The following is a 22,623-nucleotide window of genomic DNA, read 5'->3' on the forward strand; positions in this document are numbered from 1 at the left end:
AAAAACCGGTTATTTGCGCGAGAAATGCACGACCAGTCGGTCGCCGACCATTTGCAGCACTTGTACCAGAATCAACAGCAACACCACGGTAACGATCATCACGTCAGTCTGGAAACGCTGGTAACCGAAACGGATCGCCAGGTCACCCAGACCACCGGCGCCGACCACACCGGCCATCGCCGTGTAGGACACCAGGGTAATCGCGGTCACAGTAATCGCTGCGAAGATGCCCGGACGGGCTTCCGGCAGCAAGGCGTTCATGATGATTTGACGGGTAGTCGCGCCCATCGACTGGGTGGCTTCGATGATGCCGCGATCGACTTCACGCAGCGCGGTTTCCACCAGACGCGCGAAGAACGGCGTCGCACCTACCACCAGCGGCGGAATCGCACCGGCCACGCCCAGCGAAGTGCCGGTGATCAGCACGGTGAACGGGATCATCACGATCAGCAGAATGATGAACGGCAGCGAGCGCAGGATGTTCACCGCCAGCGACATGAAGGCGTAGAGGCCACGACTTTCCAGCAACTGACGCGGACTGCAGAGGAACAGCAACACGCCCAACGGCAAGCCGAGCAACACGGTGAACAGCAGCGATCCGCCAAGCATCAGCATGGTGTCGCCGGTGGCCAGCCAGATTTCGTACCAGTCGATATTGGTGAAGAAACTCATCAGGGCTTCCATTAACGCAGCACCTCCATGTGAACGTCAGCGGCGGTGAAGCGGGCGAAAGCCGCTTCCATGTCGCCACCGGTGACGGCGAGGGTCAATTGCCCGTAAGGAATGTCTTTGATGCGGTCGATGCGACCGGCGAGGATGCTGTAGTCGACCCCGGTTTCCCGGGCAACGGTACCGAGCAACGGCGCGTAGGTTGCTTCGCCCTGGAAGGTCAGACGCACGATGCGACCCGGCACGTGAGCGAAGTCATCGCGCTGTTCACTTTCGTCGATCTGCTCGCTTTCCTGGACGAAACGCTTGGTGGTCGGGTGCTGCGGATGCAGGAACACATCGGCCACCGAGCCTTGCTCGACGATCACCCCGGCGTCCATCACTGCCACCTGATCGCAGACGCGACGGATCACGTCCATCTCGTGGGTGATCAGGACGATGGTCAGCTTCAGTTCGCGGTTGATCTCGGCCAGCAGTTGCAGGACCGACGCGGTGGTCTGCGGATCGAGGGCACTGGTGGCCTCGTCGCACAGCAGGATCTTCGGCTTGGTCGCCAGGGCGCGGGCGATGCCGACGCGTTGTTTCTGACCGCCGGACAATTGTGCCGGGTACTTCTTGGCGTGATCGGACAGACCGACCCGCGCCAGCAACTCGGCGACACGCTGATTGATTTCGCTGCTCGATAGCTCGCCCGCCAGGGTCAGGGGCAGCGCGACGTTGTCGGCCACGGTCTTGGAGGCGAGCAGGTTGAAGTGCTGGAAGATCATCCCGACTTGCTGACGGAAGCGGCGCAGGCCGTTGGCGTCCAGCGCGGTGACTTCTTCGCCGTCGACGATGATCTTGCCGCCGCTGGAGTCTTCCAGGCGATTGATCAGACGCAGCAGGGTACTTTTTCCCGCACCGGAATGGCCAATCAGGCCGAAGACCTGACCATTTTCAATCGAAAGACTGGTCGGGTGCAGGGCGGGGATGTCCTTACCGGCGACGCGGTAAGTTTTGTGGACGTTTTGAAACTCGATCACGTAGCGAACCTTGTGGGGCGCATTAGAAAAGGATCAGCGGTTAGCCGGGCGCGCATTTTAGCCTGTCCGTATAGAGGTTCTTAGCATTTATTTCGCAATTAACCTTCGATTTGGCAATAACAAGATCAAAGGTCATAAAAAAGGAACGCCCATTCCTGCTCATTGGTCACTAGTTAAGCGACTTGAAACCCTGGGTAACCGTGCCCGGAAACGCTCAAGAGTCCCCGTTGAAACGGGGTCAACCGAGGAGTTTACGTCTGATGAGCAGCAAGAAACCTACGACCGACAAAAGCCAACTGGCCGGAACCGATACCAAGGATCGCGCCAACACCAACGCCAAACTCGACAGTCTGGAGAAGTTTCGCTCCGACGCGACCGGCCAGGCCCTGCGCACCAATCAGGGAGTGAAGATCGCCGATAACCAGAACACCCTCAAGGCCGGCCCGCGCGGGCCGTCGTTGCTGGAAGACTTCATCATGCGGGAAAAGATCACGCACTTTGACCACGAACGCATTCCGGAGCGCATCGTCCATGCGCGCGGGACTGGCGCCCATGGTTTCTTCCAGGCCTACGAGAACCATTCGACGCTGACCAAGGCCGGTTTCCTGCAAGACCCGGGGAAAAAGACCCCGGTGTTCGTGCGTTTTTCCACGGTGCAGGGGCCGCGCGGTTCCGGCGATACCGTGCGCGACGTGCGCGGTTTCGCGGTGAAGTTCTTCACCGATGAGGGCAACTTCGATCTGGTCGGCAACAACATGCCGGTGTTTTTCATTCAGGACGCGATCAAGTTTCCCGACTTCGTCCATGCGGTAAAACCCGAACCGCACAATGAGATCCCGACCGGCGGCTCGGCCCACGATACGTTCTGGGACTTCGTTTCGCTGGTGCCGGAATCGGCGCACATGGTGATCTGGGCGATGTCCGACCGGGCGATCCCGAAAAGCCTGCGCAGCATGCAGGGCTTTGGCGTGCACACCTTCCGCCTGGTCAACGCCGAGGGCAAATCGCGCTTCGTCAAATTCCACTGGCGCCCTACCGCCGGCACCTGCTCGCTGGTGTGGGACGAGGCGCAGAAGCTCGCCGGTAAAGACACCGACTACCACCGTCGCGATCTCTGGGAAGCCATCGAGATGGGCGATTACCCGGAATGGGAGCTGGGCGTACAGATCATCGAGGAGGAAAACGAGCACGACTTCGATTTCGACATCCTCGACCCGACCAAGCTGATCCCCGAAGAAATTGTGCCGATCACCCCGCTGGGCAAGATGACCCTGAACCGTAACCCGGACAATTTCTTTGCTGAGACCGAACAGGTCGCGTTCTGCCCAGGCCATATCGTGCCGGGGATCGATTTCTCCAACGATCCGCTGCTGCAAGGCCGGCTGTTTTCCTACACCGACACGCAAATCAGCCGACTCGGTGGGCCGAACTTTCACGAGCTGCCGATCAACCGCCCGGTCGCGCCGTTCCACAACGGCCAGCGCGATGCCCAACACCGCACGGTGATCGACAAGGGGCGCGCGTCCTACGAGCCGAACTCGATCGATGGCGGCTGGCCGAAAGAGACCCCGCCAGCCGCGCAGGACGGTGGTTTCGAGACTTATCCGGAACGCATCGACGCCGCCAAGATCCGCCAGCGCAGCGAATCGTTCAGCGATCACTTCTCGCAGGCGCGACTGTTCTTCAAGAGCATGAGCAAGCACGAGCAGGAACACATCATCGCCGCCTACAGCTTCGAGCTGGGCAAGGTTGAGCGCGAGTTCATCCGTGCACGGCAGGTGAATGAGATTCTCGCCAATATCGACCTGGAACTGGCCAAACGTGTCGCGGCCAACCTCGGGCTGCCGGCGCCAAGCAAAGGCACGGTCGAGGTGCGCAAGACTTCGTTCGATCATTCGCCAGCGCTGAGTCAGGCCAATCTGCTGCCAGAGAACATCAAAACCCGAAAAGTGGCGATTCTTGCGGCGAACGGTGTCGATGGTGCGGCAATTGATGCCATGAAGAAGGCATTGGCAGCGGAAGGTGCCCACGCCAAGCTGCTCGGCCCGACTTCGGCACCGGTGAAGACGGCCGACGGCAAAGCCCTGCCGGTGGACGCTTCCATGGAAGGCATGCCTTCGGTGATCTTCGATGCGGTGTTCGTGCCCGGTGGCGCGGCGTCGATCAAGGCGTTGAGCGCTGACGGTGTGGCGTTGCACTACCTGCTGGAGGCGTACAAGCACCTGAAGGCGATTGCGCTGCACGGCGAGGCCAAGCAGTTGCAGGATCTGCTGAAGCTTGAGGCGGATGCGGGGTTGCTGCAGGGCAAGGATGTGCCGGGGTTGACCAAGCCGTTCTTCGCGGCGATCGGGCAGCATCGGGTTTGGGATCGCGAGCCTAAGGCCAAAGCTGTTCCAGCTTAAGAAAACTGGCTGCCTGAGAGGACGCTTTCGCGAGCAGGCTCGCTCCCACAGGGTTCACGCTGGACCTGTGGGAGCGGGCTTGCTCGCGAAGCTTTTCAGGGTTTAGCTGGAATCAGAACCATCTGCGCCGGCACCGTGCGCAGAATCTGCTTCTCGATGCGCAACTCAAAATCCGGATTCAGTTTCTTCACCCGCTTGCTCAGCAGAGTCGCCAGCCAAGGGTAATCCTGAGTGCGCGGTGCCTGAATGCTCACGGCACATTCGTAATTCACCACATCGGCGGCGATCGCGTCGAGTTGTCGGCGAAGTTTGCGGCTATCGTTGATGTTCAGCGCCACCGTGGTGCTTTCGGCGGTCGGATCGATGACCTTGGCTTTCGGTTTGGCTTCGGCCGCCAGCAGCGCCGCTTCGGCTTTCTCCAGCTCGGCTTTACGAGCTTCGGTGATCGCGCCGTTGACGCCACCGGTCAGCGCCGGGGCCTTGGGCATCAGCGCGCGAGCACGGCTCAGTGCGGTCGCTGCCGCGTTCACATCACCTTTCTGCAACACGATCTGACTGCGGCGCAGGTAGGCTTCGGCCAACTGGCGCTGGTATTGCTCGAGCGACTGATCGTTGGGGTTCTGTGCCTGCAAGGCGGCCAATTGGTCTTCGGCGGTGGCCAGTTCGCTGCTGGCCAGGCTTTGCTCCAGCTGTGCGATGGCCGTGGCCCGCGCGTCGGGGGCTTCGGCCACCGGCGGCGTGCTTTGGCAGGCGCCCAGCAGCACGGAAAATGCGACAAGGAGCAGATAACGGGAGGCGAACGGCTTCATTCCTGCGACTCTCTATTTGCGCAAAAAGCGAGCAAGTCTACACCCCTCGACGGGGCAGAACAAAACTCAGCAGAAACAGTGCGGCTGCCGTCACAACGATTGACGGCCCCGCCGGGGTGTCCTTGAACCATGACAGCGCCAGCCCGCCACACACGGCGAGCATGCCCAGCAGGCTCGCGCCCAGCGCCATCTGCTCCGGCGAACGGGCGTGACGTTGTGCCGCAGCCGCCGGGATGATCAACAACGAAGTAATCAGCAACACACCGACGATTTTCATCGCCACCGCGATCACCACCGCGATCAACAGCATCAGCGCCATGCGCAGACCCGCCACCGGCAGGCCTTCGACCCTGGCCAATTCCTCATGCACGGTAATCGCCAGCAGCGGCCGCCACAGCGTCACCAGCAGCACCAGCACTGCCGCGCTGCCACCGAGGATCCACGCCAGATCGGTCGGACTGATCGCCAGCAAGTCGCCGAACAGATAGGCCATCAGGTCGATCCGCACTTCATGCATGAAGCTTAGTACCACCAGGCCAAGAGAGAGCGTACTCGGCGCGAGAATCCCCAACAGCGTGTCCGACGCCAGCGGCTGACGCTGCTGCAACGTCACCAGCAGCACCGCCAGCAGCAGGCAGCCGACGGTCACCGCCACCGTCGGACTGACATCCAGCAGAAAGCCCAGGGCCACGCCAAGCAGCGCGGCGTGGGACAGGGTGTCGCCGAAATAGGCCATGCGCCGCCAGACCACGAACGAACCCAACGGCCCGGCCGCCAGCGCCAGCGCCAGACCTGCAAGCAGGGCATACAACAGAAAATCAGCCATGCTTGCAGTGGTCTCCGTGAACGTGGGTGTGGCCCGCAGCGGGCGCCTTGACCACCGAACCGTGCAGGTCGTGGGCGTGGTCGTGATGGTGGTGATAGATCGCCAGGCTCGGTGCGTTCTTGCCGAACAGCTCGACGAACGCCGGATCGCCGCTGACCTGCTCCGGATGCCCGGAACAGCAGACGTGTCGGTTGAGGCAGACCACCTGATCGGTGGTGCTCATCACCAGATGCAAATCGTGCGAGACCATCAGCACCCCGCAACCATGGCGGTCGCGCAGGCGGGTGATCAGGCTGTACAGCTCGGCCTGGCCGGCGACATCCACGCCCTGCACCGGCTCGTCGAGCACCAACAATTCCGGCTCGCGCAACAGCGCCCGGGCCAGCAGCACGCGCTGCATTTCGCCGCCGGAAACGGTCTGCACCGGGCTGTCGATAACGTGCTCGGCGCCGACTTCCTTCAGCGCAGCCAGCGCACGCGGGCGATCAACACCCGGCACCAGACGCAGGAAACGCAGCACCGACAGCGGCAAGGTCGGGTCGACGTGAAGTTTTTGCGGCATGTAGCCGACGCGCAGTTTCGGCTTGCGCCAGACACTGCCGCTGTCAGGCTTCAGCAGGCCAAGCACGGCGCGCACCAGTGTGGTCTTGCCGGCGCCGTTGGGGCCGATCAGGGTGACGATCTGCCCCGGTTCGACGCTCAGCTCGATGTTGTCCAGCACGGTCTGCCCGGCAAACGTGACGGCGACGTGCTCCAGACGGATCAACGGGTTGCTCATCAGGCCCCCTGGCAACCGGAGCACAGGCCGACCACTTCGACGGTCTGTGCTTCGACGATGAAACCGACATCCTTGGCGCTATTGATGATCGCGTCGCTGATAGCTTTCTGTTCCAGCTCAATGGCGGCGTGGCAGTCGCGGCAGATCAGGAACTGGCCCTGATGCGCATGTTCCGGATGCACGCAACCGACAAAGGCGTTGAGCGAAGAAATGCGGTGCACCAGGCCATTTTCCAGGAGGAAATCCAGCGCGCGGTACACGGTCGGCGGCGCGGCGCGGCGGCCGTCCTGCTCGCTGAGCACCGCCAGAATGTCGTAGGCGCCCAGCGGCTTGTGGCTCTGCCACACCAGCTCCAGCACCCGCCGGCGCAACGCAGTCAGGCGCAGGCCTTTCTGGGCGCACAAGGTATCGGCCTCGGTCAGTGCGCTGTGCACGCAATGAGAGTGGTCGTGAGGACGGCTGGCAATCGGTGTAATAGGCATGGGCGGCGACGAGTTTTGATAGAGACGTTATTATGTTACCCGTTCTCGCCTCCTTGAGTGGTCATCGTGTCCCGACTTTTTTCTGTTTTTGTGGCGTTTATCGCCAGTTTTCTGCTGATCGGTTCGGCTCAGGCCGAGGTCAAGGTCCTCACCAGCATCAAACCGTTGCAGCTGATTGCCGCGGCCGTGCAGGACGGCGTGGCGATTCCCGAAGTGCTGCTGCCGCCGGGCGCTTCACCGCATAACTACGCGCTGCGCCCGTCCGACGTGCGCAAGGTGCAATCGGTGGATCTGCTGTACTGGATCGGCCCGGACATGGAAGGTTTCCTGCCACGGGTGCTCAACGGTCGTACGCTGCCAAGCGTGGCCGTGCAGGATCTGCCGGGCATGAAGCTGCGCCGCTTCGCCGAAGACAGCCACTCCCACGCCGAAGACGCCGACGAGCATGATCACGATCATCGCCCGGGCACGCTGGACGCACATTTGTGGCTATCGCCGGTCAACGCGCGGGTCATTGCCGAGAAAATGGCTGCCGACCTCAGCGCAGCCGATCCGGCCAACGCCGAACGCTATCAGAGCAACGCCAAGGCTTTCGATGAGCGCCTCGACGCACTGGATGCACGCTTGAAGAAGCGCATGGCCGATGTCGAGGGCAAACCGTACTTCGTGTTCCACGAAGCGTTCGATTACTTCGAAGACGCTTACGGCCTGAAGCACACTGGCGTGTTCAGCGTGGCCGCCGAAGTCCAACCGGGCGCGCAGCATGTCGCCGCGATGCGCAAGCGCCTGCAGGAAGTGGGCAAGACCTGTGTGTTCAGTGAACCCCCGCTGCGTCCGCGCCTGGCGGAAACCCTGGTGGCAGGCCTGCCGGTGAAGCTGGCGGAGCTGGATGCACTGGGCGGTTACACCCCAGCAACCGCTCAGGGTTATGAGCAGGTGCTGGAGAAATTAGGCAACGATTTGGCCGGGTGCCTGGAATCGCTGTAATCCTCGGCATAGGTGTTGCCCCCATTCGCGAGCAGGCTCGCTCCCACAGGATCGCCGAGACCCTGTGGGAGCGGGCTTGCTCGCGAAGCTTTTAAAGGGCGAAAGGTAGCGGTGTATGCACCTGCTGCCGCTGCGCCAAACGCTGCTCGAACTCCTGCGGATCGTGAATCAGCACGTCCTGCCCGGCAAACTGCTCGGCGGCGATCAACCGCGACAACCAGAACCGCACACAGGCCACGCGCAACATGGTCGGCCATAGCTCCGCTTCAGCGGCCGTGAACGGGCGCAGCGCCGCATAGGCACCGAGGAATGCGCGGGCACGCGGTCCGTCGATCAAGCCTTGCTCATCCGAACACCAGTCATTCAAGGCAATCGCCACGTCGTAGAGCATCGGCCCCGAGCAGGCGTTGTAGAAGTCGATCAACCCGGTCAGGTGCGTGCCTTCGAACATCGCGTTGTCGCGGAACAGGTCGGCGTGGATGTTGGCCCGTGGCAGCGCGAGAATTTTGTCTTTCTGCAGGGTGATTTCTTCCAGTGCCTTGTGCAGCAACGCACGCGGCTCGTCACTCAGGTGCGAAAGAAAATCGGTGCCCTCCTCCAGCATCCAGTCCAGGCCACGGTCGGTCTTGCGCTTGATCATGCGCTCGCCCTGGGTCGCCAGGTGCAGATGCGCCTGCAACTCGCCGACCTGCGCGCAATGCTGGGCGTTGGCGACCTTGATGTGCTTGCCGGACAGGCGCGGCTGGAGCAATGCCGGTTTGCCCTTGAGCTCACGCAGCGCCACGCCGTCGGTGGTACGCAGCGCGTAGGGCACCGGCAGATCGGCCTCGTGCAGGACGTCGAGCAGGTCGATGAAGAACGGCATTTCCTGCACCGGGCCGCGCTCGACCAGGGTCAGGACGAATTCGCCCTGCTCCAGGCTGATAAAGAAATTGGTGTTTTCGCTGCCGGCGGCGATCCCCTGGAAATCAAGCAGACGGCCGAGCCCGTAAGGGGCGAGAAAGGTTTCCAGCTCGGGCCGAGCCAGGGGGGTGAACACAGACATGGTTAAAAACTGCTCAGTTCGGGCGCCGCGATCAAGCGGCGCCGATTAAAAGTCGGGAATCTTACTTCCAGGTAAAGATTTCCCACGACGGAATCAGCATATCCGGCTGGTCGGAACGGATGTAGTTCGCGTCCGAACCATCGGCGCGCACCAGGAAATACGGTTTACCGCCCTTCGGCGTGACCTTGATCGCATACACGAAGCCACTGCGGCTGTATTCCTGAATGACCTTGTCGCCTTCGGTGTGCGTGTTAATGGTAACTTCCGGCTCCTTTGACGGCGCATCATCCGCCGCGATCGCGGCCAATGGTGAGACAGCAATCAAACTGACCAGCAGCAAGCGATTTAACGTACGCATGATAACCTTGTCCCTTTGTCGTCAACGGTCCCGCTATTCTAGCGCCGGGCCCGCCGAAAAGGTTGATTCTGCTCATGAGCCAAGCCCCCCTCGTCCTGGTGGACGGTTCGTCTTACCTGTACCGCGCGTTCCATGCACTGCCACCACTGACCACCTCCAAAGGCCTGCCGACCGGCGCGGTCAAAGGTGTGCTGAACATGCTCAAGAGTCTGCGCAAGCAGTACCCGGACAGCCCGTTCGCCGTGGTCTTCGACGCCAAGGGCGGGACGTTTCGCGATGAGATGTACGCCGAATACAAGGCCAACCGCCCGAGCATGCCCGACGACATGCGCGTGCAGATCGAGCCGCTGCACCAGAGCGTGATCGCCCTCGGCTTCCCGCTGCTGTGCGTGGAAGGCGTCGAGGCTGACGACGTGATCGGCACCCTGGCCCGCAGCAGCGCGGCGGCGGATCGTCCGGTGATCATCTCCACCGGCGACAAGGACATGGCGCAATTGGTCGACGGTCACATTACCTTGGTCAACACCATGTCCGGTAGCTCGATGGACGTGGAGGGCGTGAAGGAGAAATTCGGCGTCGCTCCCGAGCAGATCATCGATTATCTGGCGCTGATGGGCGATTCTTCCGACAACATCCCGGGCGTACCGGGCATCGGCCCGAAGACCGCTTCCGGCCTGCTGGTCGGGGTCAACGGTGGCCTCACCGAGCTTTACGCGAATCTCGACATTGTGCCGACCCTGCCGATCCGTGGGGCCAAGACCCTGCCGGCCAAGCTCGAAGAGCACAAGGAGATGGCCTTCCTCTCCTACCAACTGGCGACCATCAAGGTCGATGTGCCGCTGGACATCGGCCTCGACGACCTGCAAATGCGCCCGGAAGACCCGGCCAAGCTCTATGAGCTGTACACCCTGCTGGAATTCAAGAGCTGGCTAAATGATCTGGATCGCGACGCCAAGCGCCAGGAACTGAACGCGGCCGCCGAGCCTGCGCCGGCTGGCGATCTGTTCAGCGCGCCGGCAGAAGAAGCCCCTGCCGCTCCGACCGAAGCAGCGTATGAAACCATCCTCGATCAGGCGCGTTTCGACGTCTGGCTGGAGAAACTGAACAACGCCAAGCTGTTCGCCTTCGACACCGAAACCACCGGCATCGACGCGCAACAGGCGCAACTGGTCGGCCTGTCGTTCGCGGTGCAGGCCAACGAAGCGGCGTACATCCCGCTGACCCACTCCTACATCGGCGTGCCCGAGCAACTGGATCGCGACACCGTGCTGCGCGCGCTGAAGCCGATTCTGGAAGACCCGAACAAACTCAAGGTCGGCCAGCACGCCAAGTTCGACATGAACATCCTGGCCAACTGCGCCATCGGCGGCGATCAGAGCCAGGGCATCAATGTGCGCGGGATCGCCTTCGATACCATGCTTGAGTCCTACGTGCTCAACTCCACCGCGACCCGCCACGACATGGACAGCCTCGCGCAGAAGTACCTGGATCACACCACCGTGAGCTTCCAGGACATCGCCGGCAAAGGCGCCAAGCAGCTGACCTTCGACCAGATCGCCCTGGAGCAGGCCGGCCCGTACGCCGCCGAAGATGCCGACATCACCTTGCGCCTGCACCAGACCCTGTTCGACAAACTCAGCGCGATTCCGAGCTTGGCCAGTGTGCTGACCGACATCGAGATCCCGCTGGTTCCGGTGCTGGCGCGCATCGAGCGTCAGGGCGCGTTCGTCGACGCCGAGCTGCTCGGCATCCAGAGCATTGAACTGGGCAACAAGATGGTCGCGCTGGAGCGCGAAGCATTCGAGATCGCCGGGGAAGAATTCAACCTCGGCTCGCCGAAGCAGTTGGGCGTGATCCTCTACGAAAAGCTCGGCCTGCCGGTGCTGAAGAAAACCGCCAAGGGCCAGCCATCGACCGCCGAGGAAGTGTTGGCCAAGCTCGCCGAGGACGATCACCGTCTGCCGAAAGTGCTGATGGAACACCGCTCCATGAGCAAACTGAAAAGCACCTACACCGATCGCCTGCCGGAGCAGATCAACCCGCGCACCGGGCGTATCCACACCTCGTACCACCAGGCCGTGGCTTCTACCGGGCGCCTGTCCTCCAGCGATCCGAACCTGCAGAACATTCCGGTGCGTACCGCTGAAGGCCGGCGTATCCGTCAGGCATTCGTTGCGCCAAAAGGCTACAAACTGCTGGCGGCGGACTATTCGCAGATCGAGCTGCGGATCATGGCCCACCTGTCCAAAGACGAAGGCCTGATGAACGCCTTCCGCAACAACCTGGACGTGCACACCGCGACCGCCGCTGAAGTGTTCAAGGTCGAGCTGAACGAAGTGACGTCCGACCAGCGCCGTGGCGCCAAGGCGATCAACTTCGGCCTGATCTACGGCATGGGCGCGCAGAAGCTCGGCAAGGACATCGGCGTCGACACCAAGACCGCCAAGGCCTACATCGACACCTACTTCGCCCGCTACCCGGGTGTGCGCGAATACATGGAGCGCACCCGCAAGCAGGCCGCTGATCAGGGCTATGTAGAGACCTTCTTCGGTCGTCGTCTGTACCTGCCGGAAATCAACTCCAACAAGCCGCAGGAACGCGCTGCCGCCGAACGCACGGCGATCAACGCGCCGATGCAGGGCACCGCCGCCGACATCATCAAGAAAGCCATGGTGGCGGTGGATAACTGGCTGACGGCTTCGGGGCTGGACGCCAAAGTCATCCTGCAGGTGCACGACGAACTGGTGCTGGAGGTTCGCGAGGATCTGGTCGATCAGGTCAGCCAGGAAATCCGCCTGCACATGAGCGAAGCGGCGAAGCTGGACGTGCCGTTGCTGGTGGAAGTCGGCGTCGGCAACAACTGGGATGAAGCGCACTAAGGCATCTGGCCCGGGCGTTTGCCGCGACACACTGTCGCGGCAAACGCCCGAAGCGCGCTTATTTCGAAACGCGCTTGGGGTTATTCCAAAGCTTTTTGAAAAAAATCTGAACTAATCTGACAACTCACTACTCAGAGATACTGAATGGCTGGTGAAGCCCTTCAATGCTCCTATGTTGTGTTAAGTGTTGGCAGATATCTGAACCCCGCCCTAGCGGTTCGGAGCTTAAACCCCGGAACTTCTCCCTCCCCATATGAAGTCCGGGGCTTTTTTTGCCTCAAAACTGCCTGTGGCGCAGCCATGCTGCGTTAAAAGCGCAACAAAAAATGCTCATTTAGGTCCCCTAAACTCCGCTTTTTTGTTGCACTTTTGCCTTGCCTGGCAGCACCACAGACAGTTTTGATATTCCCTTATTCTGCCTCGGTCGCCGCTTCGGCGCCCTTGTCAGCCAGTTCCATCCAGCCTGCCAACACAGTGTAGGCCTCTTCCAGGCCCATGCGTTTTGGCGCCGAGAACAGCTGGATCGTCACCAGATCACCCCAGCCCTTGCGGATTTCCGATTGCACTTTCAGCAGCGTGTTCTTGGCTGCGCCGTAGGTCAGCTTGTCGGCCTTGGTCAGCAGAATGTGCATCGGCATGCCGGCGGCAACGGCCCAGTCGAGCATCAGCAGGTCGAAATCGGTCATTGGATGACGGATGTCCATCATCAGAATCAAACCCTTCAAACTCTCGCGGCCACCGAGGTAAGCCTCGAGGTGACGCTGCCAGTGTTGCTTGAGCGGGATCGGTACTTTTGCATAACCGTAGCCCGGCAGGTCGACCAGACGCCGTTCATCGTCTAGCTTGAAGAAGTTCAACAGCTGTGTGCGACCCGGAGTTTTCGAGGTGCGCGCCAGGCTGGCGTGAGTCAGGGTGTTCAGTGCGCTGGATTTACCAGCGTTGGAACGACCGGCGAACGCCACTTCGAAGCCTTCGTCGTCAGGGCATTGATCGACTTTGGCGGCACTGAGCATGAACGTGGACTGTTGGCACAGGCCGAGGATGGGATTCTTGAGTTGCATGGGATTTCCGATGTGGGCGGCGCCGGGATTGGGCGCGGAACGCGGTGTCGCTTCCGTTTCAGTGACGCCAGTATATAATGCCGCAGATTTTGTGTGTGCTTTGTCCCAGCGAAGGATGAAGTTCACGAGAGCCAAAGACCTTGATTGCGCATCAGAACGCAGAACGCTCTCAACCCTGAAAAGGTCGTTTTATGACGAAATGGCTGCTGGCTGCCGGAGTCCTGATACCGCTTTGCGGCGCACAGGCTACACAGGAACCGGAAGCCGTGTACAACCGTGTTTGTGGTGCCTGTCATTCCGGCCAACTACCCATGGCGCCCGAAAGAGGCGATCAGGCAGCTTGGACGCCGAGGTTGGCGAAAGGTATGGGGACGCTGGTGCAACACGTGACCCAGGGTTTCAAGGCGATGCCGCCGCGTGGTTTGTGCATGGACTGCAGTGCCGAGGATTACCAGGCCATCATCCTTTGGATGAGCGAGAGTAAACCCGGTCCATAACTCTTAACCCTTAGCCGTAGTTGGATTAGCTGATGAACAAATTGATCGTGAGTCTGCTGTTGACCGTGGGAATTTCAGGCTTCGCCCATGCTGCCGGTGATGCCGCCGCCGGCCAGGCCAAAGCTGCCGTATGCGGAGCCTGCCATGGTCCGGATGGCAACAGCATGGCGCCAAACTTCCCGAAACTGGCAGGTCAAGGTGAACGCTACCTCGACAAGCAGTTGCACGACATCAAATCGGGCAAGCGCGTCGTTCTGGAAATGACCGGCCTGCTGACCAACTTGAGCGATCAGGATCTGGCTGACATCGCCGCCTACTTCGCCAGCCAGAAAGGCAGCGTCGGCGCAGCCGATCCTAAGATCGTCGCTCATGGTGAAGCGCTTTTCCGTGGCGGCAAACTGGATCAAGGCATGCCGGCCTGCACGGGTTGCCACTCGCCGAATGGAGCAGGGAATGCCGCCGCCGGCTTCCCGCATCTGGGTGGCCAACACGCTCAGTACATCAAGAAGCAGTTGACCGACTTCCGTGAGGGTGATCGAACCAACGACGGCGACACCATGGTCATGCGCAGCGTCGCCGCGAAGCTGAGCAATAAAGACATCGAGGCAGTCTCCAGCTACATCCAGGGCCTGCACTAACCGCCCTGAATCGAGCGTTACAGCTGATGGACATCTCCTGCAACGTTAACGCTCGATTAATCCGTCGCAGCAAGTATAAAAAGGGTGGCTTTGGCTGCCCTTTTTTGTGGCCGCTGCCGTTACACTACAGAACTCATGCCCGCCAGGATCTGTCTGAAAACAGGTCGCGCGAGGCGACCAAAATTGTCCAGGAGTAAAGCATGCGTAATCTGATCATCAGCGCCGCTCTCGTCGCTGCCAGCCTGTTCGGCTTCACCGCCCAGGCTGCCGAAGCACCGACCGCCCCTTATGTCGAGCTGGCCAACCCGGTGCCGGTGGCAGTACCTGGCAAGATCGAAGTGGTGGAGCTGTTCTGGTACGGCTGCCCGCACTGCTACGCGTTCGAGCCGGTGATCAATCCCTGGGTTGAAAAACTGCCCTCCGACGTCAACTTCGTGCGTATTCCGGCCATGTTCGGCGGCGCGTGGGACGCTCATGGCCAGATGTTCCTGACCCTAGAGGCGATGGGCGTCGAGCACAAGGTTCACGCTGAGGTATTCAATGCCATCCAGAAAGAAGGCAAGCGCCTGACCAAGCCGGAAGACATGGCCGACTTCCTTGCCACTCAGGGCGTGGACAAGGACAAGTTCCTGGCCACCTTCAACTCGTTCGCCATCAAGGGTCAGATCGTAAAAGCCAAAGATTTGGCCAAGAAGTATGAAATCTCCGGCGTTCCAACCATGATCGTCAACGGCAAATACCGCTTTGACGTCGGCTCTGCCGGTGGCGAAAAAGAAGCGCTGCAACTGGCTGATCAACTGATCGCCAAAGAGCGAGCGGCCAACAAGGCAGCTGCCAACTAAGCGCGGTAATCGCCATGCGCCGCTGGGGCACCGAACGCATCGTTGGCCTGCATGATCCGCAGGTCAACGAGCATCACCTGGAGTCCACGGGCCTGCCCGCAGACCATCGTCTGCGCTTGCTCAGCTTCAACATCCAGGTCGGCATCAGCACCGAGCGCTATCGGCACTACCTGACGCGCAGCTGGCAGCATCTGCTGCCGCACACCGGGCGCTCAGGCAATCTGCAAAAAATCGGCGACCTGCTTGGCGACTTCGATCTGGTCGCCCTGCAGGAAGCCGATGGCGGCAGCCTGCGCTCAGGCTACGTCAATCAAGTCGAACACCTGGCCCACCTCGGCGCCTTCCCCTACTGGTATCAACAACTCAATCGCAACCTCGGCCGACTGGCCCAGCACAGCAATGGCGTGCTCAGTCGCCTGAAGCCGTGGGCGATCGAAGATCATCCGCTACCAGGCCCGAAAGGTCGCGGCGCGATCCTGCTGCGCTTCGGCGAAGGTCCGGAGGCGCTGGTAGTGGTGATGATGCACCTGGCCCTCGGCGCCCGGGTGCGCAGCTTGCAACTGGCCTACATTCGCGATCTGATCGGTGGCTACAAGCACCAGATATTGATGGGCGACATGAACACCCATGCCAGTGATCTGCTACAACACTCACCGTTACGCGATCTCGGCCTGCTGGCCCCGCAGATGGAAGCGACGTTCCCCAGCTGGCGGCCGCAGCGTTGCCTGGATCATATTTTGCTCAGCCCGACCCTGACCCTGGAAAAGGTCGAAGTGCTGGCTCAACCCATTTCCGATCACCTGCCGGTCGCGGTAGAGATCCGTCTGCCGGGTTCGCTCACGGCCGATGCATTGCCCGCGATGAGTCCTGCCCCTCGCGGAACCCCTGAATGAGCGACGACGCCCAGCGCTGGAAAGAGAAGTACCTTAAAAGCATCGAACAACAGGACAAGCTCGAACGTCGCTGGGCCGCCCGGCTCGACTTGCTGCGTCGCGGTCTGGTGCGCAGCACGCTGGCCGCTGAAGGCACCGACAAAGTCGTTGATCAGTGCATGAAAGAGATGCGCGACGTGGTGCGCACCGACGACATGGACGCCGGCCTCGCTGCCCTGCTGCCGCGCCTGGAAAAAGCCGTGCTCGACTCCGAGCAGCGCCGCGAGACCCGAATCGATCAGGTCAGCACCGCGCTGACCGCACTGGTCACCCAACTGCAAGCCTTGCCGCTGCCTCGGGAAGTCGCTCAGCCGCTGAAGAAATTCGCCAAGCAACTCGACAGCCGGGTCGGTCAGGCGCGGGAAATGCCGCTGCTGCTGAGCGAACTCAGCGGTTTGCAGGGCAAGGCGTTGAGCCAGCTGGAAACACCGGCCGAGCCGGACCGTCCGGGCTTTCTGCAGCGTTTGTTTGGCAGCCGCGACAGTGAAGAGGCAACAGCCGCGCCGCCGGCCCCGGATCAGCCTCAAGCGCCTGCGCCACCCAGCGCGGGACCTGCGCCAGAGCCGGTGCCCGTGCCCGTGCCGACAAAAGCAATCGAACCGGTGCCGGTAGCGCCGGTCACCGCAGAGACCATCGCGCAACCACCGGAGGCTGAGCTTCAGCAAACGCCAGCCGTGCAACCCCAGGCCGAATCGCCCGTGGTTTCATTTGTGCCACCCGTGGTTGCGGTCGAGCCGATCAGCGAACCCGCTGCCGCGCCCGCACTGCCGGCAACCGAACCGGAAGTCGCGCGGCCGGCCACCCCGATCACATCACCAGCGCTGGTTGCCGCGATCAACCCCGACGAGTTGATCCACCCCGGTGACAGCCCGACACCGTTGCTGCTCGACAGCCTGCCCCTGCCCGAACCGATCGCCCAGGCCCTGGCCGCTATCGATCCGGAGCAACCCGAGCAGGACATTCTGTACGCCCTGCCCGACTCGCCGGAGCCGTCCTACAGCTCGGTGGCCAAACACATCGAAGACACGCTGATCGGGCTGCTCGACGACCTGACCTTGCCCGAGCGCCATCGCCCGCAGGCCGAGGCGATGCGCGACCGTTTGAAAAATGGCCTTAACTGGTACGAACTGCTGCCGATTCTCGATGATCTTGCGACCTTGATGCTGGCCATCACCGACAGCGGCCAGCACGAGTTCGAAGCCTATCTGCAACAACTCAACGAACGCCTCGAAGCGTTCCAGAGCAACTTGCAGGCCGCCAGCGAGGGCCACGCCGACAACAGCTCGGCGGCGCGGGCAATGGACACGCAGATCCGCGAGCAAGTCGACGGCTTGCAGACCAGCATGCAGGAAGCGGCTGATCTGGATGACCTCAAGCAGGTGCTGGAGAACCATCTCGAAGGCCTGCTCGGCACCATGGACCAGCACCAGAAACAACGTGATGCCCGCGAGCAGGAAGTGGCGGCACGTCTCAAGGGGCTGGCCGAGCGCGTGGCGCACATGGAACAGGAAGCCCTGGGCTTTCGCGAACACTTGGAAGAACAACGGCAGAAAGCCCTGATCGATCCGTTGACCGGCCTGCCCAACCGCGCCGCCTGGAGCGAACGGCTGGAACACGAGATCAAGCAGTGGCAGCAACACGGCAACACCTTGAGTCTGGCGATGCTCGACCTCGATCATTTCAAACGCATCAACGACAACTACGGCCATCTGGCCGGCGACAAGGTACTGAAGATCATCGCCACCGTACTGCGCAAACGCCTGCGCGGTGCAGATTTCATTGCCCGCTTTGGTGGCGAAGAATTCGTTCTGCTGCTGCCGGCGACCACGCCGGCCGTGGGCGCCAAACTGCTGGAAAGCCTGCGCGCGGCGATCGAAGCCTGCCCGTTTCACTTCAAGGGTGAACGGGTGACGATCACCATTTCCATGGGCCTGGCGTCGTTCAGGACTGGAGAACACAGCGATCTGGTGCTCAAAAGAGCCGATCAGGCGCTGTACCGCGCGAAAAATGGCGGGCGTAACCGGGTCGAACTGGGCTGAGCAATTGTTCCATTTTGTTTAAATCAGCTCGTCGGCCGTCGAGACGCAAGGCAGTACGTTACACTGTTGCATTACTGTCTTGCGTGTACTGCCTTCTACCATGAAATTTTTTGCCCTCCTCGCGTCGCTGCTCGTTCTGGCCGGTTGTGCCAGCGCCCCGCGTTACGACACCAGCCATCCTTCGGCCAATCACGACAGCCGCGTGCAGTTCGTGATCGTGCATTACACCTCTGCATCGCTCGCACGTTCGCTGCAGCTGTTGACCCACGGCGAAGTCAGCAGTCACTACCTGATCGGCGACGACAAAAGCGCCACCATCTACAAACTGATGGATGAAAACCAGCGTGCATGGCATGCCGGGGAAAGTCAGTGGCAGGGCCGCACCTGGCTCAACTCCAGCTCGATCGGCATCGAAATCGTCAATCCGGGCTTCAAGGACACGCCGACCGGGCGCCGCTGGTTCCCGTACAGCGAAGCGCAGATCCAGTCACTGATCGTTCTGCTCAAGGACATCAGCCAACGCCAAGGCATCAGCCCGCGCCATATCATCGGTCACAGCGACATCGCCCCCCTGCGCAAACTCGACCCCGGCCCACTGTTCCCGTGGAAACGTCTGGCTGCCGAAGGCCTGGGCGTATGGCCCGATGAACAAGCGGTGGCCCGCCAGCAGGCGCAGTTCAGCGCCGAACTGCCGAGCATCAGCTGGTTTCAGGAACAGCTGGCGCGCGTCGGTTACGACACTCCGCAAACCGGCGAGCTGGATGTCGCGACCCGTCATGTACTCGCCGCCTTCCAGATGCATTTCCGCCCTTCACGTTTCGACGGTATGCCGGACGCGCAAACAGCCGCGTTGTTGCTGGTACTCAATCAGACAAAATAATGACGCCCGCCCGACGGTCAGGGCGAAACCTTAATCAGCAGCTATAACTCATTGGTAATTCTTCGGATATTCCATGATGGTTGCTACCCGAGCGACGCTGCGTAGCTGGTTCTATCGCCCGTGGTTTTTGGCGATGATCGCGGCTGTCCTCAGCGCTGCGCTGCTGATCGCCGGTGGGATGTTCTTCGCCATGCACCAGATCGAACAGAACGAGAGCCAGGAGATGAACGCTCAGGGCGAGCGTTTTCTAGCTCGACTGGAGCAACTGTTCGGGCAATTGCGCGAAAGTCTCGACGACCTCGAGGCGCAGCCGTTACGCAGTTGCGATGACGAAATGATCGCCACCCTGCAACAGGTCACCTTCAACTATCGCTTCGTCTATGAAGCGGCCTACATGGACGGCAAGCGAATCTGCTCCAACCGGCCCCGGCAAGAAGGGTTGTCGGTCGTCCGTGCGCCGGACATCAAAGGCCCGACTTACAGCTACTGGCTCAACACAACCACCGAACCCGATGAAAACCGCGCAGCCCTGATGCTCGGGCGCGGCAATTTCCGCGTGGCCACATCCCGAGGGCATTTGACTGACATGGTCGACCTGCCACCGGACAGCAGCCTGCTGGTGGTGCTCGATCACGGCAAGCGAGCTATTCCGGTACTCGGCAAAGCCCAGGCATGGCCACCGACCGAGGCCTGGCCACCAAAAAGCCGCGAAGCGCTGCAAGTCACCCAGTCACGGCTGATCTACCGCATGCCAACTAAAAATCCGGAATACCAGTTGGTGCTGATCACGCCACGAACCGGCATGCACATTCCCACCGTCTGGTGGTGGATGGTGCCGGTCTGCCTGCTGCTTGGAGCGTTGTCGGGGTTCCTGGTGTTTCTGCTGGTGCGCCAGCGACAGTCGCTGGACGCCGAGCTTCAGGGCGCGATTCGTCGCGGCGAACTGCAAGTGCTGTATCAACCGATCTTCGACCTCGACAGCCGCAACTGCGTGGGCGCCGAAGCCCTGCTGCGCTGGCGCCGGCCGGACGGTACGTTGACCAGTCCCGACCTGTTCATCCCCATGGCGGAAAACACCGGGCAGATTCGCCAGATGACCGATTTCGTCCTGCAACGGCTGCTTGAACAACTGGGGCCGGTGCTGCGCGCCAACCCGCAGCTGTACATCTCGGTCAATCTCGCCGCGTGCGACGTGATGGTGCCGCGCATCGGTCAGGTCATGGCCAAGCTGTTGACCCTGCACCGGGTCGCGGCGCGGCAGATTGCCTTTGAGGTCACCGAACGCGGGCTGATCGACGTGGTGGTCGCGCGGGAGAACCTGCAAGCCTTGCGTGATGTCGGCCACCAGGTGCTGATCGATGATTTCGGCACTGGCTACTGCAGCCTCGCCTATTTGCAGACGCTGCCGGTGGATTGCCTGAAAATCGACAAGGCCTTCATCGATGCCCTCGGCCATGACGCCGCCAGCAGCGGCGTTGCTCCGCACATCATTCACATGGCGCAGGCACTGGATCTGAAGGTGATCGCCGAGGGCATCGAGCACGAAGCACAAGCGGTGTTTCTCAGCAGTGAGGGGGTCAAGTTCGGTCAGGGCTGGCTGTTCGCCCAGGCACTGAGCGCGGTGCAGTTCATCGAACTGATCACCCGTGGACGGCGCCTCGCCGGGCGCCGGCTGGACGACGAAGCCTAGACCGCCAACGCCATGTAGAACTGCGTGCCCTGCCCCGGCCGCGAATAGACACCCATTCGCCCGCCATGCAACTGCACAATTTCCTTGCACAGTGCCAGGCCAAGGCCGGCGCCGCCCTTCTTGCGCCCGACCTGCACGAACGGTTCGAAAATCCGTCCCTGCTGGCCGTAGGCAATGCCTTCGCCGTTGTCTTCGACGCTGATGATCACCCGCTCGCCATGCCGGCGCGCTTGCAGGCGGATCTGCCCGTCGCGGGCGGTATGACGCAGGGCATTATCGATCAGGTTGTCGAGCACCCGTTCAAGTTGCGCCTGGTCGGCCTGCAGGCGCGGCAACGGCCCCTGCACTTCGACGTTCAAGGCAATGCCCTTGGCCGCGGCCGAATCGGCGAAACGCGACTGCGCCTGCTCCAGCAAATCTTCGATGGAACACGGCGCCAGGGTGAGTTTCTGCAAACCGTTCTGATAGCGCGAGAAGTTGAGCAAGTCGTTGATCAACTGCATCAGGCGCTGCATCTCTTCGTTGACCGTGTCGAGCAGGTCCGCCTCGCGTGACTCCGGGGGAAACTTCGCCCGCTCGCGAAACAGGCCGAACGCCATGTGCATGCCGGTGACCGGCGTGCGCAGCTCATGGGAGGCGCGCAGCACGAACTCGCTGCGTACCCGTTCGAAGGCGCGCTGCTCGGTGACGTCGTGCAGCACCATCACCGCGCCAAGAATATGCCCCTGGGTGTGGCTGACCGGAGTCAGGCTATAGGTCAACAAGCGTGATTCGCCATCGACCTCGATGCTCAAATCCTCCGGGGCGCGCTCAAGGCTGCCGCCGCGCAGCACCAGTTGCAGTTGCGCATCAAGCTCCGGGCGCTCAAGCGCAGTGCCAAGGCCCTGCCCCAAGCGGTCACTGTCCCAGCCCAACTGGCGCTGGGCCACCGGATTGAGGTGCTCCAGATGCCCTTCGCGGTCGATCATCAGCAAGCCGTCGTCGATGCTGTCGAGCACCGCCTGCAAGCGCTGCTGACCGGCCAGCAGCTCGTCGATATTGGTCGCCTGATGCTCGCGCAGCGCCTCGGCCATGAGGCCGAAGCGCTTGGTCAGCTGGTTCATTTCCATCGCCGAGGAAATCGGCAGCGTGACTTCGAAATTGCCCTGGCCGATGTTGTCCGCCGCTTGCGCCAGCGCCTCGATCGGCGCGCCGAAGCGCCGGGCAATCGCATGGGCCGTGACAAACCCGATGATCAACACCGCCAGCCCTACCAGTCCGAGCAAGCCTGAGACCAGCAGCGCCCGCTCCCGGGCGTCATGCTGTACCGCGTTGATGTTGTCCAGCGCATGCTTGTGTTCGGCGATCAGACCGTTGCGCAAGGTGTTGAAGCGCTCTCTGAGTTCGCTGTTGCCACTGAGCACGTTGCCGGGGTCACGCGACTGCTCGAACGCCTGGAGAAAACTCAGGTAATCGGCTTTGGCTTGAGTAAACCCGTACTGTCGGCCATCGCCGTCTGCCTCCTGCGAAATGCCTTCATCGAGTAATTGCAGGTAATGCTGCTTTGACGCCTCGAACGCCGCGGGATCGGGCTTTTCAGCCAGCATCAGCACCAATTGGTCGCCGAGGGTCTGGCGCAATTTGAGCCCCAGATCCAGGGTCACGAAGTTGCTGCGAATCGTTGCTTCCTGAGTACCGGCCATCTGCATCACGCTGACCAGCCCGAGCAACAGCCCGAGCAAGGCAACCGTGATCAGCGCAGAAATACTCAGGAACAAGCGAGTGCGCAACTTCATCGCCAGCTTCAT

20 protein-coding genes are annotated in these 22,623 nt (G+C 61.4%); 10 read left to right on the forward strand and 10 right to left on the reverse strand.

The window, feature by feature from the left end; all coding sequences use genetic code 11:
- Positions 1 to 9: 9 nt before the first annotated feature.
- Positions 10 to 684: a methionine ABC transporter permease gene (locus M0814_RS22220; RefSeq protein ID WP_003220331.1), complete on the reverse strand. Its 675-nt coding sequence runs from the start codon at positions 682 to 684 to the stop codon at positions 10 to 12.
- Positions 684 to 1,691 (reverse strand): methionine ABC transporter ATP-binding protein, encoded by a 1,008-nt coding sequence (locus M0814_RS22225; RefSeq protein WP_027610230.1) that lies wholly within the window; start codon positions 1,689 to 1,691, stop codon positions 684 to 686. The genes M0814_RS22220 and M0814_RS22225 overlap by 1 nt, the downstream gene beginning before the upstream one ends.
- 260 nt (positions 1,692 to 1,951) lie before the next feature.
- On the opposite strand from M0814_RS22225, the gene katE reads away from it, so the two are divergent.
- Positions 1,952 to 4,093, forward strand: coding sequence for a catalase HPII (katE, locus tag M0814_RS22230; protein ID WP_103483961.1), 2,142 nt, complete (start codon positions 1,952 to 1,954; stop codon positions 4,091 to 4,093).
- A gap of 95 nt (positions 4,094 to 4,188) precedes the next feature.
- Here katE and M0814_RS22235 read toward each other — a convergent pair whose 3' ends face one another.
- Genes M0814_RS22235 through M0814_RS22250 form a run of 4 tightly spaced genes read right to left on the reverse strand, consistent with a single transcriptional unit; the run spans position 4,189 to position 6,988 of the window.
- Positions 4,189 to 4,902 carry a PA5502 family lipoprotein gene (locus M0814_RS22235; RefSeq protein ID WP_003220324.1) on the reverse strand — a complete coding sequence of 238 codons (714 nt, stop codon included), beginning with the start codon at positions 4,900 to 4,902 and terminating at the stop codon, positions 4,189 to 4,191.
- A 37-nt stretch (positions 4,903 to 4,939) separates the two neighbouring features.
- On the reverse strand, positions 4,940 to 5,728 hold the full coding sequence (gene znuB, locus M0814_RS22240; RefSeq protein ID WP_103483962.1) for a zinc ABC transporter permease subunit ZnuB: 789 nt from the start codon (positions 5,726 to 5,728) through the stop codon (positions 4,940 to 4,942).
- A complete protein-coding gene (gene znuC / locus M0814_RS22245; RefSeq protein ID WP_003220320.1) occupies positions 5,721 to 6,506 on the reverse strand; it encodes a zinc ABC transporter ATP-binding protein ZnuC in 786 nt (261 codons plus the stop codon). Before znuC ends, znuB begins: the two co-directional genes overlap by 8 nt.
- On the reverse strand, positions 6,506 to 6,988 hold the full coding sequence (locus M0814_RS22250; protein WP_003220319.1) for a Fur family transcriptional regulator: 483 nt from the start codon (positions 6,986 to 6,988) through the stop codon (positions 6,506 to 6,508). Before M0814_RS22250 ends, znuC begins: the two co-directional genes overlap by 1 nt.
- Positions 6,989 to 7,054: 66 nt before the next feature.
- Between M0814_RS22250 and M0814_RS22255 the strand changes: the two genes are divergently transcribed.
- On the forward strand, positions 7,055 to 7,975 hold the full coding sequence (locus M0814_RS22255) for a zinc ABC transporter substrate-binding protein ZnuA (RefSeq protein WP_103484039.1): 921 nt from the start codon (positions 7,055 to 7,057) through the stop codon (positions 7,973 to 7,975).
- A 91-nt stretch (positions 7,976 to 8,066) separates the two neighbouring features.
- Here M0814_RS22255 and M0814_RS22260 read toward each other — a convergent pair whose 3' ends face one another.
- Together M0814_RS22260 and M0814_RS22265 are read right to left on the reverse strand one after the other, a co-directional pair.
- Positions 8,067 to 9,020, reverse strand: coding sequence for a homoserine kinase (locus tag M0814_RS22260; RefSeq protein ID WP_103483963.1), 954 nt, complete (start codon positions 9,018 to 9,020; stop codon positions 8,067 to 8,069).
- A gap of 61 nt (positions 9,021 to 9,081) precedes the next feature.
- Complete coding sequence (locus M0814_RS22265; protein ID WP_003220313.1) at positions 9,082 to 9,378, reverse strand: DUF2782 domain-containing protein; 297 nt, start codon at positions 9,376 to 9,378, stop codon at positions 9,082 to 9,084.
- A 74-nt stretch (positions 9,379 to 9,452) separates the two neighbouring features.
- Between M0814_RS22265 and polA the strand changes: the two genes are divergently transcribed.
- Positions 9,453 to 12,257, forward strand: coding sequence for a DNA polymerase I (gene polA, locus M0814_RS22270; protein ID WP_103483964.1), 2,805 nt, complete (start codon positions 9,453 to 9,455; stop codon positions 12,255 to 12,257).
- Between the two features lie 410 nt (positions 12,258 to 12,667).
- On the opposite strand, the gene yihA is transcribed toward polA, so the two are convergent.
- Positions 12,668 to 13,318, reverse strand: coding sequence for a ribosome biogenesis GTP-binding protein YihA/YsxC (gene yihA / locus M0814_RS22275; protein WP_003220309.1), 651 nt, complete (start codon positions 13,316 to 13,318; stop codon positions 12,668 to 12,670).
- A 191-nt stretch (positions 13,319 to 13,509) separates the two neighbouring features.
- Between yihA and M0814_RS22280 the strand changes: the two genes are divergently transcribed.
- The 7 genes from M0814_RS22280 to M0814_RS22310 all read left to right on the forward strand — a co-directional run bounded on the left by M0814_RS22280 (position 13,510) and on the right by M0814_RS22310 (position 20,836).
- Positions 13,510 to 13,815 carry a c-type cytochrome gene (locus tag M0814_RS22280; RefSeq protein WP_003220307.1) on the forward strand — a complete coding sequence of 102 codons (306 nt, stop codon included), beginning with the start codon at positions 13,510 to 13,512 and terminating at the stop codon, positions 13,813 to 13,815.
- 32 nt (positions 13,816 to 13,847) lie between these two features.
- Positions 13,848 to 14,453 (forward strand): c-type cytochrome, encoded by a 606-nt coding sequence (locus M0814_RS22285; RefSeq protein ID WP_003220305.1) that lies wholly within the window; start codon positions 13,848 to 13,850, stop codon positions 14,451 to 14,453.
- 200 nt (positions 14,454 to 14,653) lie between these two features.
- Entirely contained in the window at positions 14,654 to 15,295 is a 642-nt protein-coding gene (locus tag M0814_RS22290; RefSeq protein WP_103483966.1) for a thiol:disulfide interchange protein DsbA/DsbL, read from the forward strand.
- A 14-nt stretch (positions 15,296 to 15,309) separates the two neighbouring features.
- A complete protein-coding gene (locus M0814_RS22295; protein WP_103483967.1) occupies positions 15,310 to 16,188 on the forward strand; it encodes an endonuclease/exonuclease/phosphatase family protein in 879 nt (292 codons plus the stop codon).
- Positions 16,185 to 18,266 carry a GGDEF domain-containing protein gene (locus tag M0814_RS22300; RefSeq protein ID WP_103483968.1) on the forward strand — a complete coding sequence of 694 codons (2,082 nt, stop codon included), beginning with the start codon at positions 16,185 to 16,187 and terminating at the stop codon, positions 18,264 to 18,266. Before M0814_RS22295 ends, M0814_RS22300 begins: the two co-directional genes overlap by 4 nt.
- 100 nt (positions 18,267 to 18,366) lie before the next feature.
- Complete coding sequence (locus M0814_RS22305) at positions 18,367 to 19,146, forward strand: N-acetylmuramoyl-L-alanine amidase (RefSeq protein WP_103483969.1); 780 nt, start codon at positions 18,367 to 18,369, stop codon at positions 19,144 to 19,146.
- Positions 19,147 to 19,219: 73 nt separating this feature from the next.
- Positions 19,220 to 20,836 carry an EAL domain-containing protein gene (locus M0814_RS22310; protein WP_103483970.1) on the forward strand — a complete coding sequence of 539 codons (1,617 nt, stop codon included), beginning with the start codon at positions 19,220 to 19,222 and terminating at the stop codon, positions 20,834 to 20,836.
- Here M0814_RS22310 and M0814_RS22315 read toward each other — a convergent pair.
- Positions 20,833 to 22,623: a KinB sensor domain-containing domain gene (locus M0814_RS22315; RefSeq protein ID WP_003220288.1), complete on the reverse strand. Its 1,791-nt coding sequence runs from the start codon at positions 22,621 to 22,623 to the stop codon at positions 20,833 to 20,835. The genes M0814_RS22310 and M0814_RS22315 overlap by 4 nt on opposite strands.

It is taken from the genome of Pseudomonas sp. MWU12-2020, assembly GCF_023100605.1.
Lineage (GTDB): Bacteria > Pseudomonadota > Gammaproteobacteria > Pseudomonadales > Pseudomonadaceae > Aquipseudomonas > Aquipseudomonas fluorescens_H.

What these genes read in the sequence shown, in the direction of transcription:
- M0814_RS22220 (WP_003220331.1), bottom strand. Translation starts at nt 684, where the DNA reads ATGGAAGCCCTGATGAGTTTCTTCACCAATATCGACTGGTACGAAATC.
- katE (WP_103483961.1), top strand. Translation starts at nt 1,952, where the DNA reads ATGAGCAGCAAGAAACCTACGACCGACAAAAGCCAACTGGCCGGAACC.
- M0814_RS22235 (WP_003220324.1), bottom strand. Translation starts at nt 4,902, where the DNA reads ATGAAGCCGTTCGCCTCCCGTTATCTGCTCCTTGTCGCATTTTCCGTG.
- znuB (WP_103483962.1), bottom strand. Translation starts at nt 5,728, where the DNA reads ATGGCTGATTTTCTGTTGTATGCCCTGCTTGCAGGTCTGGCGCTGGCG.
- znuC (WP_003220320.1), bottom strand. Translation starts at nt 6,506, where the DNA reads ATGAGCAACCCGTTGATCCGTCTGGAGCACGTCGCCGTCACGTTTGCC.
- M0814_RS22250 (WP_003220319.1), bottom strand. Translation starts at nt 6,988, where the DNA reads ATGCCTATTACACCGATTGCCAGCCGTCCTCACGACCACTCTCATTGC.
- M0814_RS22260 (WP_103483963.1), bottom strand. Translation starts at nt 9,020, where the DNA reads ATGTCTGTGTTCACCCCCCTGGCTCGGCCCGAGCTGGAAACCTTTCTC.
- M0814_RS22265 (WP_003220313.1), bottom strand. Translation starts at nt 9,378, where the DNA reads ATGCGTACGTTAAATCGCTTGCTGCTGGTCAGTTTGATTGCTGTCTCA.
- polA (WP_103483964.1), top strand. Translation starts at nt 9,453, where the DNA reads ATGAGCCAAGCCCCCCTCGTCCTGGTGGACGGTTCGTCTTACCTGTAC.
- yihA (WP_003220309.1), bottom strand. Translation starts at nt 13,318, where the DNA reads ATGCAACTCAAGAATCCCATCCTCGGCCTGTGCCAACAGTCCACGTTC.
- M0814_RS22280 (WP_003220307.1), top strand. Translation starts at nt 13,510, where the DNA reads ATGACGAAATGGCTGCTGGCTGCCGGAGTCCTGATACCGCTTTGCGGC.
- M0814_RS22285 (WP_003220305.1), top strand. Translation starts at nt 13,848, where the DNA reads ATGAACAAATTGATCGTGAGTCTGCTGTTGACCGTGGGAATTTCAGGC.
- M0814_RS22290 (WP_103483966.1), top strand. Translation starts at nt 14,654, where the DNA reads ATGCGTAATCTGATCATCAGCGCCGCTCTCGTCGCTGCCAGCCTGTTC.
- M0814_RS22295 (WP_103483967.1), top strand. Translation starts at nt 15,310, where the DNA reads ATGCGCCGCTGGGGCACCGAACGCATCGTTGGCCTGCATGATCCGCAG.
- M0814_RS22300 (WP_103483968.1), top strand. Translation starts at nt 16,185, where the DNA reads ATGAGCGACGACGCCCAGCGCTGGAAAGAGAAGTACCTTAAAAGCATC.
- M0814_RS22305 (WP_103483969.1), top strand. Translation starts at nt 18,367, where the DNA reads ATGAAATTTTTTGCCCTCCTCGCGTCGCTGCTCGTTCTGGCCGGTTGT.
- M0814_RS22310 (WP_103483970.1), top strand. Translation starts at nt 19,220, where the DNA reads ATGATGGTTGCTACCCGAGCGACGCTGCGTAGCTGGTTCTATCGCCCG.
- M0814_RS22315 (WP_003220288.1), bottom strand. Translation starts at nt 22,623, where the DNA reads ATGAAGCTGGCGATGAAGTTGCGCACTCGCTTGTTCCTGAGTATTTCT.